The following is a 15414-nucleotide window of genomic DNA, read 5'->3' as shown; positions in this document are numbered from 1 at the left end:
GTTGCGGGCGCGCACGCGTTGCGGGGCTTGGGCGTAGAATCGGGACATCCTTCCCGATATGGACATGCTTTGAAAAACGCTTTCGTCATTGTAACTCTCTCCGGTGTGCTGGCGGCATGCGCTGTGGCGCCACAGCCGCAGTCTGGCGCGCCGCTTGCGGCACAGCCGGCGACGCCGGCCGAGGCGAATGCACAGGGCGCGCCGGCTGCAGATGCTGAAACCGAGCAGCAGGCCGCCGAGGCCGCCGCGGAGGCCGAGAAAGCGGCGCAACTGGCGCGTTTGCCCAAGGTCGAGCTCACCAGCACCCTGCTGAACCAGCTGCTGCGTGCCGAGTTCGCCTTCCGCAATGGCGACTGGCAAGGTCCTTACATCACCATGCTGGCCCTGGCCCAGCAGACGCGCGACCCGCGCCTGGCGCGCCGCGCCGCCGAAATGGCCCTGGCCGCGCGCCAGCCCGACGATACCCTGGCAGCCGTGCGCGAATGGCGCAAGCTTGATCCGGAGTCGGACGAAGCGACGCAATACTATCTGGGGATGGTGATCCTGTCCGACAATATCTCCGACGCAGAAGAAATCTTCCGCAAGCGCCTGGCCGGCTCGCCGCCCGCGGTGCGCGGCGTGGTGCTGTACCAGGTGCAGCAACTGCTGTCACGCGCCAAGGACAAGGAAGCGGCGAACGCCATGCTCGTGCGCTTGGTCGCGCCTTACCGCGACACGGTCGAGGGCCATGTGGTGCTGGCCCAGGCGGCGCTGGCACGTGGCGCCCGGGAAGAGGGTGTACGCGAGGCGCAGGCCGCCCTGGCCCTGAAGCCCGATTCCGAAATCGCCATGCTGACCCTGGCGCAATCGAGCGAGAACGAGGCCCAGGCCACGGCACGCCTGGAACAGTTCCTGGCCGCCAATCCGAAGGCGCGCGAAGTGCGCGCGGCGCATGCCCGCATCCTGGTCAACAACAAGCAGTACGAGGAAGCGCGGCGCCAGTTCCTGCTGCTCGACAGCCAGCAGCCGGACAATGTCACCACGTTGTATGCGCTGGGCGTGCTGTCGACCCAGCTGAATGACCCGCCGGCTGCCGAGCGCTATTTCTCGCGCTTCGTGGAAGTGCTGGGCCGCAATCCCGACGACGAGCGCGACCCCTCGAAAGCCTTGCTGATCCTGTCGCAGCTGGCCGAGGAGCGGGGAGACCTGCAGGCCGCCGTCGGCTGGCTCGATAAACTGCCCGAAGGCGACGAAAAGACCGTGTTCGGCGTCCAGCTGCGCCGCGCCCAGCTGCTCGGAAAAAGCGGCGACGTGCCGGCCGCGCGCCGCCTGCTCGCGTCGCTGAAACCCGGCGAGCCCGTGGCCCAGGCCCAGGTGCTGGCGGCCGAAGCCCAGGTGCTGCGCGACGCTGGCCAGGCCGAACAGGCCTATACGCTGATGGGGGCCGCCACCAAGCGCTTCCCGGGCAACCCCGACCTGCTCTACGACTACGCGCTGCTGGCCGAAAAAACCGGCCGCGTCGACGACATGGAAGCCGCCCTGCGCGAAGTCATGCGCCTGGCCCCGGACAACCACCATGCCTACAATGCCCTCGGCTACTCGCTGGCCGAACGCAACATCCGCCTGGAAGAAGCGCGTGCGCTGATCGAAAAGGCGATGGCCATGGCGCCGGAAGACCCCTTCATCATGGACAGCATGGGCTGGGTGGAATACCGCCTCGGCAACCTCGATGCCGCCGAGGGTCACCTGCGGCGCGCCTACAGCCTGCGCCGCGATCCGGAAATCGCGGTCCACCTCGGCGAAGTGCTGTGGCAGCAGGGCAAGCGCGCCGATGCCCAGAAGCTGTGGCTGGAAGCGCGCGCCAAGGACCCGCAGAACGACACCCTGCGCAGCACGCTGGCGCGCCTGCGCCTGTCCCTGTGAAATAATTCAATACCATTAACGACCGGCGGCGGACCTGTTCCGCCGTTTGTTTTTCAACTTCTATTCCGACCGATGCCAATCACCCGACGCTTATCTCTGCTTGTCATTGCCGCTGTGCTTGCCGGCTGCGCCAGCGCGCCCGTGTCCCAGTCCACCGTGGGCGCCTACCGCGAGACCATCGAACTGGGCGGCCGCCTGTCGGTGAACTACCTGAAGGAAGGCCAACCGGATTCGCTGACCGGCAACTTCACCTGGTCGCAACAGCCGGGCCGCATCGACGTCACGCTGTCGTCCTCGTTCAGCCAGCTCGCCGCCATCAGCGTCACGCCGCAGCAGGCCACGCTGACCCAGGCCGGGCGCGAACCGCTGGTAGCGCAGGACATCGACACGCTCACCGCCCAGGCGCTCGGCTGGCAGTTGCCGGTGGCCGGCCTGCGCGACTGGCTGCAGGGCTACGCCGTCGGCGCCGACGGCAAGCGCTTCGCCGCTTCGCCGGCCAACAACAGCGTCTACACGCGCGACGGCTGGCGCCTGCGCTTCGCATCCTGGCAGGACGAAACGGCAGCGCACCCGCTGCCCAAGCGCATCGACGCCGCCCGCACCACCGCTTCCGGCGAGCTGGAAATCCGCATCATCATCGTTCCGTCCAATTCATGAAATCGCTGCACGATTGCCCGGCGCCTGCCAAGCTGAACCTGTTCCTGCACGTCGTCGGCCGCCGCGCCGATGGCTACCACTTGCTGCAAAGCATCTTTCAACTGATCGACCGCGGCGACACCCTGCACTTCGATGTGCGCGACGATGGTTTGATTCGCCGCGTCAACGACGTACCGGGTGTGCCGGAAGAATCCGACCTGGTGGTGCGCGCGCTGCGCCGCCTGGCCGATGCCTTCGAACAGCGTCACGGCCGTGCCGTGCGCGGCATCGACGTGCGCCTGGATAAAATCCTGCCCATGGGCGGCGGCCTCGGCGGCGGCTCGTCGGATGCGGCCACCGCGCTAATGGCGGCCAACCATCTGTGGCAGGGCGGTTTCAGCGACGAGGAACTGATGGAGATCGGCTTGCCGCTGGGCGCCGACATTCCCTTTTTCCTCTTTGGCGAGACCGCGTTCGTGGAAGGAATCGGGGAGGCGATGCAGCCCGTACAGGGGCCGGATTGCTGGTATGTGGTGATCGAGCCGGGCGTCTCCGTACCGACCCCAGCAATTTTTACCGCACACGATTTGACAAGAGACAGCAAACCCGTCAGAATAGCGGACTTTCCTGAGGCGCAAAACATCAGCGGCTTCGGAAGAAATGATTTGCAAGGAGTTGCTGTCAGGTTGTTTCCAGCAGTAGGGGAGGCGATTGAATGGTTGAGCCAATATGGCGCGGCCAGGATGACGGGTTCCGGGGCCTGCGTGTTTGTTGCGCTGCCTGGCGAAGCTGAAGCGAACCATGTGCTGGGCCAGGTGCCAGGCAAGTGGACAGCGTGGAAAGCGAGATCGCTGGCACGGCACCCGATAAAAAAGCTCTTGCAAAACAGTATGTTGTAGAATAAAATTTTGCCTGTCGCAGCGAATGACGGTTAGAATAGTCAAGCAAAGCGGCAAGCTGTAAGTTGCGTAGGGGAATCGCCAAGCTGGTTAAGGCACCGGATTTTGATTCCGGCATACCAAGGTTCGAATCCTTGTTCCCCTGCCATTCGTTTTATCTGGCTGTCGATACGAATGTGTCCAGCGGATGAAATAGGCGGTACCGCACCAGGCGGTACAGACCTTAAAGCATAATCAGCCGGTATAGCCGGCTGATTGTTTTTCAAAAGTATCAACGCTCTTCTCTCAGGACTCCCATGGCTTACGAAAACCTGATGGTTTTTACCGGCAACGCTAATCCGGCGCTAGCAGAAGGGGTCGCAAAAAGCCTCGGTATTCCTCTCGGTAAAGCAGTCGTCTCGAAATTCTCGGACGGCGAAGTCATGGTCGAAATCAACGAGAACGTCCGCGGTAAAGACGTCTTCGTGCTGCAATCGACCTGCGCTCCTACCAACGACAGCCTCATGGAAATCATGCTGATGGTCGACGCTCTCAAGCGCGCCTCGGCTGGCCGTATCACGGCCGCGATTCCTTACTTCGGCTATGCCCGCCAGGACCGCCGCCCGCGCTCGGCGCGTGTCGCGATCTCGGCCAAAGTCGTCGCCAACATGCTGGAAGAAGCCGGCGTCGAGCGCGTCCTGATCATGGACCTGCACGCCGACCAGATCCAGGGCTTCTTCGACATTCCGGTCGATAACATCTACGCGTCGCCGCTGCTGCTGGGCGACCTGCAGAAGCAGAACTACGACGACCTGCTGGTCGTGTCGCCGGACGTCGGCGGCGTGGTCCGCGCCCGTGCCCTGGCCAAGCGCCTCGGTTGCGACCTGGCGATCATCGACAAGCGCCGCCCCAAGGCGAACGTGTCGGAAGTCATGAACATCATCGGCGAAGTCGAAGGCCGCAACTGCGTGATCATGGACGACATGGTCGACACCGCGGGCACGCTGACGAAAGCCGCCGAAGTCCTGAAAGAACGTGGCGCCAAGAAAGTCGTGGCGTATTGCACCCACCCGGTCCTGTCGGGTCCTGCAATCGACCGCATCTCGAACTCGCCGCTGGACGAGCTGGTGGTCACCGACACCATTCCGCTGTCGGCCGCCGCCGCTGCCTGCCCGAAGATCCGCCAGCTGACCTGTGCTCCGCTGCTGGCCGAGACCTTCAAGCGTATCGTCAAGGGCGACTCGGTCATGTCGCTGTTCGTCGACTAAGCAAGACAAGCATCATTTCGCGGCGCGCCCGGCTTCATGCCCGGCGCGCCGTTGTACTGTAAGCAAATTCGGATTTCTTGAGCACGTTGTCAGTGCTCAGCCAAGCCGGTCCCTGGTCGCGGGGACGGGCAACAACCGGGGTTCAAGCGGAATATGTCCCGCATGTGCCCCACACCTATGGAGTTTCACATGAAAGTAGTTGCATTCAACCGCACCCTGCAGGGCACCGGAGCGAGCCGCCGCCTGCGCAAGGCTGGCCAAACCCCAGGCATCATCTACGGCGGCGCAGCAGCCCCGGTCCTGATCGCCCTGGACGGCAACGCCCTGTACCACGCGCTCAAGAAAGAAGCTTTCCACGGTTCCGTGCTGGACCTCGAAATCGAAGGCCAGACCCAGCAAGTCCTGCTGCGCGACTTCCAGATGCACGCATACAAGCAACTGGTCCTGCACGCTGACTTCCAGCGCGTCGACGCTTCGCAGCCGATCCACACCAAGGTCGCCCTGCACTTCATCAACGCCGAGACCTCGCCAGCAGTCAAGCTGGGCGGCGCCATCGTGTCGCACGTGCTGAACGAACTGGAAGTCGCCTGCCTGCCAGGTCAACTGCCAGAGTTCATCGAAGTCGACCTGGGCGCCCTGGAAGTCGGCGGCTCGATCCACACCGACGACCTGAAACTGCCAGCCGGCGTGACCGCACTGACCCACGGCCAGAACCTGACCATCGTCACCACCTCGGTGCCGCGTGGCGCAGCTGCTGCCGAAACCGAAGAAGCCAAGTAATTATTCTTCGGCGCTGCCTTCGGGTAGCCCTGCACGAGAAAAACCCGCTGCGGCTCGCGCCCGGCGGGTTTTTTGTTTTCTGGTCCATCGCCGTTTAGGCGATAATCCTCTTTTTCCTGACGCGACCGCTATGTCCATCCGCCTCATCGTCGGCCTCGGCAACCCTGGCCCGGAATACGAACAAACCCGCCACAACGCCGGCTTCTGGCTGGTCGACAACCTCGCCAACAGCCTGCCCGGCTGCCGCCTGCAGCGCGAAAGCCGCTACAACGCCATGCTGGCGAAAACCGCCATCTCCGGCAAGGAAGTCTGGCTGCTGGAACCGCTGACCTTCATGAACCGTTCCGGCCAGTCGGTCGGCGCGCTGGCGCGCTTCTTCAAGATCAACCCCGACGAAGTGCTGGTCGTGCACGACGAGCTCGATCTGATGCCGGGCGTCGCCAAGCTGAAGAAGGGCGGCTCCTCGGGCGGCCACAACGGCCTGAAGGACATCACCGCCGCCCTCGGCACCCAGGACTACTGGCGCCTGCGCCTGGGCATCGGCCACCCGCGTAGCCTGAACCTGCAGCAGAACGTCGCCGACTTCGTGCTGCACCGCCCGCGCCGCGAAGAGCAAAGCCTGATCGAAGAGTCGATCGACAAGGCCCTGCGCATCATCCCGCTCGCCGTCGAAGGCAAGCTCGACGCCGCAACGATGCAGCTGCACACCGCCTGACCCGCGCCGTATCTCGTACGGTGGGCCGGGCCGCGCTAGGCACTCCGTGCCCACGCGGTACGAACGCCTCCTTGCACCACGTACGGCAATCCGTCGCTCGCACATTGTCCAGGACCCGATCCCCGGCTACCTGCGATAATCCCCCGATGAGCGCCCTCAACTTCCACGCCGGCCCCCGTGCACTGGCCCGCATCCGCAGCCATGGCCTGCGCGCCGCCGACATCGCCATCGTCCCCGCCGCCGCGGGCGGCCCGAAAGGCCTGATCTTCCGCGACCTCGACCAATACGTATTCGGCGAATGGCTCCCATCCAGCCCACGCGAGCGCACCCTGATCGGCTCCTCGATCGGCGCCTGGCGCATGGCCGCCGCCTGCCAGCGCGACCCGGTACGCGCCTTTGCCCGCCTGGGCGAACTGTACGCCGGCCAGCGCTACACCAGCACCAAGCCCAGCCCGCAGCAGATCAACGCGGTGGTACAGGAACTGCTGCGCGAATTCGTCAGCGGCCATGAAGACGACATCGTGCAGCACCCGCACCACCGCCTGCACCTGCTGGCCGTGCGCGGCAAGGGCGGCCTGGCCGCGCCCACGCACCGGCGCGCCGAGATGCGCGGCTTCGCGCAAGCGGCCCTGACCAATTTCGCCTCGCGCGAACGCCTGGGCGGCCTGCTCGAACGCGTGGTGATCGGCGACACCCGCGACGGCGCACCCTGGCTGCGCAACAAGTTCGACGCCTTTACCACCCATTTCGCGGCCCTCACGCGCGCAAACCTGGCGGCCGGCCTGCTGGCCTCGGGCACGCTGCCCTTGATCATGCAGCCGGTCACGCGGATCACCGGCGTGCCGGAAGGCTACTATTGGGACGGCGGCATCATCGACTACAACCTGGCCCTGCCGTATGCGCGCGTGGAAGAGCAGGACCCGGACGGCATCGTGCTCTACCCGCACTTCAACGAGCACATCGTGCCGGGCTGGCTGGACAAGGCCTTGCCCTGGCGCCGCTGCGCCCGCGGCCCAAACCGCGGCTGGCTCGACAACGTATTGATCGTCTCGCCGTCGCAGGATTTCTTGAAGACCCTGCCGCGCGCCAAGCTGCCCGACCGCGCCGACTTCAAGTTCTACGGCTTGAACCACGCTGCACGCGTGCAGGCCTGGAACACGGCGATGGCCGAAGGCGGGCGCCTGCGCGACGAACTGGCCGCCTTCATCGAGCGGCCCGATCCGGCGCGCCTGCGCGCGATCTGATCGGCCCGAGCGCAAGTCCGGTCCCGGCAAGACGCATTCCGGCTGCACGAAGCCAGGCATTCCGGCGCCATTTCGGCCAGCCCTTGCCTGTTGCGCAGCGTAGGCCGAGACCCGGCCCGCGCGCCTGTTTTTGCGGCATTCGCACGCTGCCCGGGTTACAATGCGGGGTTTCCGAGCTGTGGCATTACAGCTCATCATCATCGAGAGAAAGAATTCCCATGAGTCTCCAATGCGGCATCGTCGGCCTGCCCAACGTCGGCAAGTCCACCCTGTTCAACGCGCTGACCAAGGCCGGCATCCCGGCTGAAAACTACCCGTTCTGCACCATCGAGCCGAACGTCGGCGTGGTCGAGGTGCCCGATCCGCGCATGGCCCAGCTGGCCGAGATCGTCAAGCCGGAGCGCATCGTCCCGGCCATCGTCGAATTCGTCGACATCGCGGGCCTGGTGGCCGGCGCGTCGAAAGGCGAGGGCCTGGGCAACCAGTTCCTGTCGCACATCCGCGAAACCGACGCCATCGTCAACGTGGTGCGCTGCTTCGAAGACCCGAACGTGATCCACGTGGCCGGCAAGGTCAGCCCGATCGACGACATCGAAGTCATCCAGACCGAACTGGCCCTGGCCGACCTGGGCGCCGTCGAAAAGGCGATCCACCGCGAAAACAAGAAAGCCCGCTCGGGCGACAAGGACGCCGCCAAGCTGGTCGCCCTGTGCGAGCGCATGCTGCCGCACCTGAACGAAGGCCAGCCGGTGCGCACCCTCGGCCTGGACGCCGACGAGATGTTCCTGATCCGCGAACTGCACCTGATCACCGCGAAACCGGCGATGTACGTGGCCAACGTCTCGGACACCGGCTTCACCGACAACCCGCTGCTGGACCAGCTGACCGAATTCGCCAAGAAGCAGAACGCCCCGATCGTCGCCATTTCCGCTGCCATCGAATCGGAAATCGCCGACCTGGATGACGCCGACAAGGCAGCCTTCCTGTCCGACATGGGCATGGAAGAGCCGGGCCTGGACCGCCTGGTCCGCGCCGCCTATAAACTGCTCGGCCTGCAGACCTACTTCACCGCCGGCGTGAAAGAAGTGCGCGCCTGGACCGTGAAGGTCGGCGCCACCGCCCCGCAGGCAGCCGGCGTGATCCACACCGACTTCGAGCGCGGCTTCATCCGCGCGCAGACCATTGGTTTCGACGACTACATCACCTACAAGGGCGAGTCGGGCGCCAAGGAAGCGGGCAAGATGCGCGCCGAGGGCAAGGAGTATGTGGTCAAGGATGGGGATGTGTTGAACTTCTTGTTTAACGTCTGATTCGAATTAGCCATTTCAGGCGGTTTCAGAACCTTGCAAAAACTACCTGAAATCTTCAAGAAAGCCCCGTAAATCGGGGCTTTCTTGTTTCTTTTTGTTGCATGCAATAAGGCTTTGTTGAGCAAATCGAGCAAAGGCCGAGCTAACGCTATTTGTAGCTCGTTTTACAATACTGGGACCGTAACCGGGGTACCCGGTCGAGTAAAGCGGTTCAGCACGGCAGCTCGCACTTGCTGTTCGGCGACCTGACGATCGAAGTCGCGTGCCATGACGCGTTCGCCCAGCAGCTTGAAGCAGCGCATCTTGGTTTCGACAAGGCTACGCCTGTGGTAGCCGCTCCATTTTTTCCAGATTGCCCGGCCCAGCCTGCGTGTCGTGTGTAGTATCTCGTTACGCGCATCGGCACCGCAGCGGTTCGCCTTCCAGAGTTTGGCATTCGTTCGGGTCGGGATGATGGCCTGAGCGGCGCGCAGGGCGATGGCCTCGTGACAGTCCTTCGTGTCATAAGCGTCATCGCCGCTGACGCTGGCAATCTTCTCATCGACAGGAATTTGGTCGAGCAGCGCTGGCAGGACAGGCGCATCCCCAATGCTGTTGTCGGTCACCTCCATGGCCCGGATCTCCAACGTGGATGCGTCGATCCCAAGGTGCACCTTGCGCCATTGGCGGCGATACTCCGCGCCATGCTTCTTCGTCTTCCACTCGCCTTCGCCCAGCATCTTGATGCCAGTACTGTCCACCAGCAGATGCAATCCTGTCGTCGTCGGCATGGCGCCAATGGTCACCTGCAGTGTCTTTTGCCGCCGGCTTACCGTGCTGTAGTCCGGCACCGACCAATCGAGTCCAGCCAGGCTCAGCAGGCTCTGTGTCATGCCCATGGCCTGGCGCAGCGGCAAATTGAATAGGCACTTGATGCTCAGGCAGAACTGGATCGCCCGTCGCTAAACATCTGGCTGCGCCCGCGCTTGCCGCTCGGCTGGCCGTGCCAGTTCATCTTCGGATTGAGCCAGATGAGCAGCGAGCCGCGTGCCTTGAGGGCTTCGTTGTATGCCTTCTAGTTGGTCGTGCGGTACTTCTGTGGAGCTGGTTTCATCCGTTCAGGCTAACAGACCGAGGCGTTCTACACTGGCCGAGCCTGATTTACGCAACAAAGCCTTCTCAGGATGCAATAGCGACTGGCTTGGCGTGTCAAATACCGTGCGCTATACCGACGTCGGTTTCGCAAGGAGGTCGACGTCGGTATAGCTGTCCGAAGAACAATTCAAGCTGCTACTTGTTCTAATGCGAGGAGTTTTTGTAAGACTAGAGCCCGTTTCTCGGCTGACATTGCGTTAATGCGAGCCACAAGAGCAGAGATGTCCAGCTCATCAATTCGTCTTTCAACTTGCTTTTTGGCGTCTGCAAGTTGTTCATACTCGAGCGCCGAAACGTAGGGAGGGCATGCCTGTAAGGCCGACAGAAGTTCGCTGCAGGCTCGCTCCGATAAGGTTGCCAGCGAAGAGAGCTGCTCTTGCAACTGGGCGATCCATGCTGCTGACTTGGCCGCTCTTGCGTATTCGAGTGTTTGACTACGTAACGTGTCCAGAGCTTCGAGCTTTGTGGTGACACGAGCGCGGTCTGCAGTCGATAGTTGTGCAGGCAGCGAAGCAAATTTTTCCGGAAGCCCCTCTTGAGCAAGCTGTTCTGGCCTGTCCAGCAGACCTGTCAGTTCCTCCAACGCTGCAACAGTCCAGACGCTGGAACGCTGTTTCGCAAGTGCTTCACGCGCATCGATGTAGCGCGTGACACATGTTTTGATCCATTCCTGCTCCTCGTCGAGTTCGTCGTCGTCATCGACACCCACAGCGGCGGTAACGCTAGAGACTGATGATGCATACGCTATTTGCAAGAGATGCGCGACGTCGTCGGCGGAGCCGGCGATATTGTCGAACTCGGTCAGCAAGCTGACGAGGGCAGTACACGTTTCAATCCGATGTTGTATATCCTCGGCGTCACGAGTGCCTGAAAATTGCTGGCCGACGAGGGTGAGTCGGTGCAGAACATCACGTGCGTCCTGGGTTGTTGCAGGGACGATATCAAAAAGCTCAACATAAAGTTGTTGCCGCTGCTTGCGGAAGTCTCGTAATTTTTGCTGCTTTTCCTGAACTTGTGCGATCAGGGCGTTTACGTCATCCGTTTTCGTGAGCGTGCTGAGAGCTTCGGTCAACAGGCGAACCAATGCCTGTGCTTTTTCGATCTGGTCGCTAACTTCACGTAGGGGCGTTGACGCCAACGGATCCGGGGTCCTGATCAGATCGGCGGCGCTGTCCAATGCGGTCTTGTATTTGTATCGCTCCTGGACGTTAGCAATCATCTCCTGCGTATGTTGCTCCATGGCCCGTGCTTGATCCCTGATACCTAGGCCTTCCAGTGTCCGCTGCACGCGGTTTAATTTAGTCCTGAAATCTTGAATCTGTTCGAGCGCATTACAGGCTTGCAAAGGAATCCACTTTGGCATGGCCTCACGAGTCAGGTTCGCCATCTCAGTGCACAAGACGTTTACTTCTTCAAGCTGCTCACCGGTCCACCGGCTCGGCTGAGCAGTCATCTCTTTACGTCTTGTTAGGTATTTGTCTGCGACAGCAACGTATTCTTGGACGTTGTTATTTCTCAGCGCGCCTTCAAGACGACGCTCGAGCGCCTCAAGTACGCCGGTGTGGCTACACAGCTGCTCATTGTCCGCCTCGGCCTTCTGACGCAAGAATTTGAAATTGATTTCAAGCTGTTCTGGCAGTGGGTCGTGTGAGCGCATGCGCTCGGCTTCATTCCAACGCTTGACGTTGCCTTCGAGGGTGGTCTCCGCTTCCCAAGCGTTCATAAAGACCTGCCAGCGGGTCAAGGCGTCTTCGGTCAGGAATAGGACGGTCGTCTTCTGCAGGGCTGCCTCCGACAAGAACCTGCCGTTTGTTCCGTACGCGGCTTCCAGCCACTCTTTCAGAGAGATGCCGGTTTGCTGGTATTGAATCGCACGCGGCGGCACTGATTTCCCAACAAACAGCGCAATCAACAGGGAAGCCGACGCAAGACTGCAGCCAAATGGCGGCTTGGTCAGCATCGCGAGGTCATCCGCCAAGGTGCGCTGCCGGTCCGATTTATGCGCGTCCTCTAGTTGCTGTAAGACTGCGCGGATCTGCGGATTGTCAGGAATCGGCTTTATCTGCGCATCGCGGGAGAGGACGCCCCAAGAGGTTCCAAGGACGGTGCGAACGCGGTTTTGCAGTTTGACTTGTTGCACTGCCAGCCAGGCCTGCGACACTTCTCTGCCAAACAAGGCGCGCGACAACACGGCGACATCGGCGCTGCCGTTACCGTTGAGCGTGTTGAGCCCATCAAAGGGGAAGGGGAGTGCTTGCGCGTATACCTGTTTGAAGATGGCGCTCGCTTCTGCATTGAGTCGTCCTGCTGCGACTTCCGTTCCTGCCACAAGCGACACGCGGTCCTTGATGGTGTCGCGAAGCGCGGCCCGCAGGCCTTGCTTGGCCTGCTCGCGCTCTTCGGGAATAAAGCGTGCGTAACGTTCTTGCTCGTTGCGGTCAAAGCCCTCATCCAAGACATACAGGGTCGCGAGGTATTGCTGAACCCGCGCCGATCGATCAGAAAGTACAACCGTCCATATTGGAGCGGCTGTCGCGCCCGACTTCTTCAGCTCCAGACCATAGACGCTTTGAATTTGCAGTTGCAAGGCTGCCAGGTCAGCATCGGGGCTAGCCAGACAGTAGAGGATCTGGCCCTTCGATTGACTTGGCTTGACTGCCTGGCGCCAATCGTTAAAAGCATTCTGAACACCGACGCCGACACGTTGCTCATTCGTGAGCTGGGCCGTAAAGCTCCACTCGAGGGTGGGAATCTCGAACTCATGCCCAAAAGTGGTCGAGATATCATTGAACAGGTCTTCGCTCCATGCCTTTGCACGCGTGAGGAAGATTTCTTTGGCATCTGTCGGGCTGACATGAGCGAGCTTAGCGCGTAAGTCTTTCTGATACTGCCCGCGAGTCGCCGCATCCGTAACGACCTCATACTGCTTGAGTTCCTTGCTCCACGCGATCACGCCAAGCTCTTGTTCGAGACGCGTTAGATGTGAAAGACATGTATCGATGGGGCGCCCAACGAACTCTACGAGGAGACGGTTGTAGGTGTCCTGTTCACTTGACACCACCCGCATCTTCTTGCTTGAGGCGATAGCGATGAGCAAGCCCCGGTCCAATTCGTCAAGCTGAGCGTCATATTTCGCAAGCGCAGCCATGAGATTGTCCACGGTAACGCCGCCGTGAGCACGCTCCGCCGCGAGCATTTCCGTCAGCATTTCGCCGGCAAGAATGCGGCTGGCCGGAATCGTCGTTAGGTACTGCCCTTGGTTGGCTTCACGGTCGAGGGCGGTATCGACGGCGTTCTTGACGAAGGTAATTGCCGAGCGCGACTGAACAATGTCTTGCTGGCGCGTCAGGAACCAGGTTGCCAATGGGTGTAGTGGCCAACAACCACGAACGATGACACGGCCGAACTCCACCGGGTCATTCCATACTGGTAGTTGTTTGAGTCCTGGCAGCAGTGCCGTCATCATCACGTGCAGCGCTTGATGAGCAGATCGTTGTTGACCAAGCGTCGATTCAAGAACCGCCTCGTCCTTCTTTTCGAGCAGGTGCGCGATGATCGTTTCGAGATTCGACGACACGTAGTACTTCTTAGCGACGTCGAAGCGCGTAATGTACTTTTGAATATGCATGGCGTCGCGGTTGCCTAAGCGCGCCAGATATGCCTTCAGTTCATATTGGATGAAGCCCAGGAAGTGTGCTCGCGATGCATTGTCCTGAATACCCTGGAAGATCTGTTGCAGCGCCGAGTCGCCTGCGAGCGCGGGACGTTCAGCCACGTATTCCAAGAAGCGACCGAATTCATCGAACACGATGACCAAACGCGAGTAGGGGCCGTCTTGTGAGCAATAGGTCTCACAGAACGCAGTGATGAGATCTTGGATGGATTCGCGCCCCGATACCGGGATGTGCGCGCCGTTCGCTTCCCAATACAGCGCGTCCACTAGGGCGTAGGCGTCTTCGTCGCGCGCTTCGAGCAAATCGACAATGTCCTGCTGCGTTCGATTCGGGAACCGGGCCATGAACTCGCTGGTTCGTAGTTCGTGGTTGCGACGTACGAAGTTCGCCGCGTCATCAAACCGTGGTGACAGTTCACGCAGCGCGCGGTCGTCGATCTGATGCTCTTTGAGCGAGCGGAACAGCGATGCGCTCAATGCATTGCCAAGATTGAAGTTCCCGGTGCCGTCGAGTGGGATCACAAGGGCGGGCTTCTCGATCTTCCCTAATGCTTGTCGTGCGCTGTCGGCCGCCCGAGGCTCGGCAAGCGTTAGGTTAGACAGGATTTGCTCACTTAACCCTGAGTGAGGCTCGCGTAACAGACGAGTGAGCGCCAAGGCAAAGTGCGATTTACCCGAGCCGTAGCCGGCGATCGCGAGCGAAAACGGATTGCTGTGTGTTGCGGTCTCGTCGGCAATACGAGTAAGAAGATCTGCTGTTAGCGTTGCTGTGTCAGTTAAGCGATAGATCTCATCGCCGTGCGCGTCTTTGTTGACCCCGTGGTAGCGTGGGCCGTGAAACACGAAGCTTCGTGCCGCCTCGTCCGCACGCTTGATCTGATCATCCGCCCACAGCAACTGGACGGCCCCATCGAAGAACAAGTCCGAACGAAAACCAATTAAATCGCCAATTTTCATGATGAGCCCTAGTGACTAATTGTTGTCTCTACAGTAGTTCGCTGTAGATTCGCGCAGTCAGTTCGTCGCTACGCTTAATTTTCATAACTAGCGGCGTTCCCGTTTGTCGATCGACTCGTGTGATACCTTGTGCCGTTGTCCACGCCAAGAAATCATCGATTGCTTGATCAGCCCAACCACTGCCTTCAAAGAATCTAGAAACGGTCTCCAGCTCAGTAAGCGGCAACTGTTGAACGCCGGGCGCGGTCTGTTCCCAGTACGTCAGCCAGCAATAGGCATATGCCCAATAGAATTCCTGAGGCGTCGGCAAGGAGCCGCGCGAGATCACGTCCTTGTCGACTGTTAGCATGCCCGTTCGCGCCAAGCTCGCTTCCTCGCGGTAAGTCGAAAATAGGGGGCCGGGCAGGGATGAGCTGTTGCCGAGCTCTTGTATGAGAAAGCTCGTCGCTGCCTCGACGGTACTAGTGCGTCCGAGCGCCAATCGAGAGCGCCCAAAGAAAACGTGCCAGGCGCTTGCGCCTCCAAGAGACCGTGACAGCATCAGGTGCAGAATGAGTTGAGTAAGGGGCTCATGCAGCAACGGATCTTCGACAGCAAACAGACGCCCCAACGGGGCGAGTTGAAGCGTGCACACGCCATCGCGAACGGCGGCCGTTGTCGTAATGCCCATAGCGTGCGCATATTTCAGATGCGGCAGGACCTTTCCCGAACTTTTTCCCGTGGGGATGCCTGTATCGGCGGAAATTGCGTCGATCGTGCCCTCGTAGCCGCTTTTCGCCAGTTTCAGTAGCGCCGACAGGTGTCGCCTATCCGGAAAGAATGTCTCGTGAAAGCTTGGCGGGAGACCCTGGATTGGTTGTTGCGTCATATTCGTTATCGTGCGTCGAGAGAAGTAATTTTGAGTTTCACGGGCTCTC

At 60.9% G+C, this 15414-nt stretch carries 10 protein-coding genes, 1 tRNA gene and 1 pseudogene; 9 read left to right on the top strand and 3 right to left on the bottom strand.

The window, feature by feature from the left end:
• Positions 1 to 123: 123 nt before the first annotated feature.
• The 9 genes from ACWYRN_RS06215 (at position 124) to ychF (ending at position 8733) form a co-directional block, all read left to right on the top strand.
• The gene (locus tag ACWYRN_RS06215) at positions 124 to 1902 is read left to right on the top strand and encodes a tetratricopeptide repeat protein (protein WP_488691627.1); all 1779 of its coding nucleotides are present in this window, start codon (positions 124 to 126) and stop codon (positions 1900 to 1902) included.
• Between the two features lie 141 nt (positions 1903 to 2043).
• On the top strand, positions 2044 to 2559 hold the full coding sequence (locus tag ACWYRN_RS06210; RefSeq protein WP_488691626.1) for an outer membrane lipoprotein LolB: 516 nt from the start codon (positions 2044 to 2046) through the stop codon (positions 2557 to 2559).
• Complete coding sequence (ispE, locus tag ACWYRN_RS06205) at positions 2556 to 3437, top strand: 4-(cytidine 5'-diphospho)-2-C-methyl-D-erythritol kinase (RefSeq protein WP_488691625.1); 882 nt, start codon at positions 2556 to 2558, stop codon at positions 3435 to 3437. Before ACWYRN_RS06210 ends, ispE begins: the two co-directional genes overlap by 4 nt.
• 71 nt (positions 3438 to 3508) lie before the next feature.
• Positions 3509 to 3585 (top strand) — tRNA-Gln (locus ACWYRN_RS06200).
• Between the two features lie 148 nt (positions 3586 to 3733).
• Entirely contained in the window at positions 3734 to 4684 is a 951-nt protein-coding gene (locus tag ACWYRN_RS06195) for a ribose-phosphate pyrophosphokinase (RefSeq protein ID WP_229437725.1), read from the top strand.
• Between the two features lie 189 nt (positions 4685 to 4873).
• Positions 4874 to 5464, top strand: coding sequence for a 50S ribosomal protein L25/general stress protein Ctc (locus tag ACWYRN_RS06190; protein WP_488691624.1), 591 nt, complete (start codon positions 4874 to 4876; stop codon positions 5462 to 5464).
• Between the two features lie 130 nt (positions 5465 to 5594).
• Positions 5595 to 6179, top strand: a complete 585-nt coding sequence (gene pth, locus ACWYRN_RS06185) for an aminoacyl-tRNA hydrolase (RefSeq protein ID WP_488691623.1) — start codon at positions 5595 to 5597, stop codon at positions 6177 to 6179.
• A 146-nt stretch (positions 6180 to 6325) separates the two neighbouring features.
• Complete coding sequence (locus ACWYRN_RS06180) at positions 6326 to 7423, top strand: patatin-like phospholipase family protein (RefSeq protein ID WP_488691621.1); 1098 nt, start codon at positions 6326 to 6328, stop codon at positions 7421 to 7423.
• Positions 7424 to 7641: 218 nt separating this feature from the next.
• Positions 7642 to 8733, top strand: coding sequence for a redox-regulated ATPase YchF (gene ychF / locus ACWYRN_RS06175; protein ID WP_229437720.1), 1092 nt, complete (start codon positions 7642 to 7644; stop codon positions 8731 to 8733).
• 164 nt (positions 8734 to 8897) lie between these two features.
• Here ychF and ACWYRN_RS06170 read toward each other — a convergent pair.
• The 3 genes and pseudogenes from ACWYRN_RS06170 to ACWYRN_RS06160 form a co-directional block, all read right to left on the bottom strand.
• Positions 8898 to 9826: pseudogene (locus ACWYRN_RS06170) on the bottom strand (IS5 family transposase).
• A gap of 168 nt (positions 9827 to 9994) precedes the next feature.
• Positions 9995 to 14497: an AAA family ATPase gene (locus ACWYRN_RS06165; protein ID WP_488691620.1), complete on the bottom strand. Its 4503-nt coding sequence runs from the start codon at positions 14495 to 14497 to the stop codon at positions 9995 to 9997.
• A gap of 28 nt (positions 14498 to 14525) precedes the next feature.
• The gene (locus tag ACWYRN_RS06160; protein ID WP_488691619.1) at positions 14526 to 15365 is read right to left on the bottom strand and encodes a hypothetical protein; all 840 of its coding nucleotides are present in this window, start codon (positions 15363 to 15365) and stop codon (positions 14526 to 14528) included.
• Positions 15366 to 15414: the final 49 nt, after the last annotated feature.

The organism is Massilia sp. BAP21 (assembly GCF_057801335.1).
The sequence above is the reverse complement of the archived record's forward strand: the minus strand, read 5'-3'. Positions and strand labels throughout refer to the sequence as shown.

Bases quoted from the DNA above. Each gene is read 5' to 3' on its own strand.
- ispE (WP_488691625.1), top strand. From the start codon at position 2,556: ATGAAATCGCTGCACGATTGCCCGGCGCCTGCCAAGCTGAACCTGTTC.
- ACWYRN_RS06195 (WP_229437725.1), top strand. From the start codon at position 3,734: ATGGCTTACGAAAACCTGATGGTTTTTACCGGCAACGCTAATCCGGCG.
- ACWYRN_RS06190 (WP_488691624.1), top strand. From the start codon at position 4,874: ATGAAAGTAGTTGCATTCAACCGCACCCTGCAGGGCACCGGAGCGAGC.
- pth (WP_488691623.1), top strand. From the start codon at position 5,595: ATGTCCATCCGCCTCATCGTCGGCCTCGGCAACCCTGGCCCGGAATAC.
- ACWYRN_RS06180 (WP_488691621.1), top strand. From the start codon at position 6,326: ATGAGCGCCCTCAACTTCCACGCCGGCCCCCGTGCACTGGCCCGCATC.
- ychF (WP_229437720.1), top strand. From the start codon at position 7,642: ATGAGTCTCCAATGCGGCATCGTCGGCCTGCCCAACGTCGGCAAGTCC.
- ACWYRN_RS06165 (WP_488691620.1), bottom strand. From the start codon at position 14,497: ATGAAAATTGGCGATTTAATTGGTTTTCGTTCGGACTTGTTCTTCGAT.
- ACWYRN_RS06160 (WP_488691619.1), bottom strand. From the start codon at position 15,365: ATGACGCAACAACCAATCCAGGGTCTCCCGCCAAGCTTTCACGAGACA.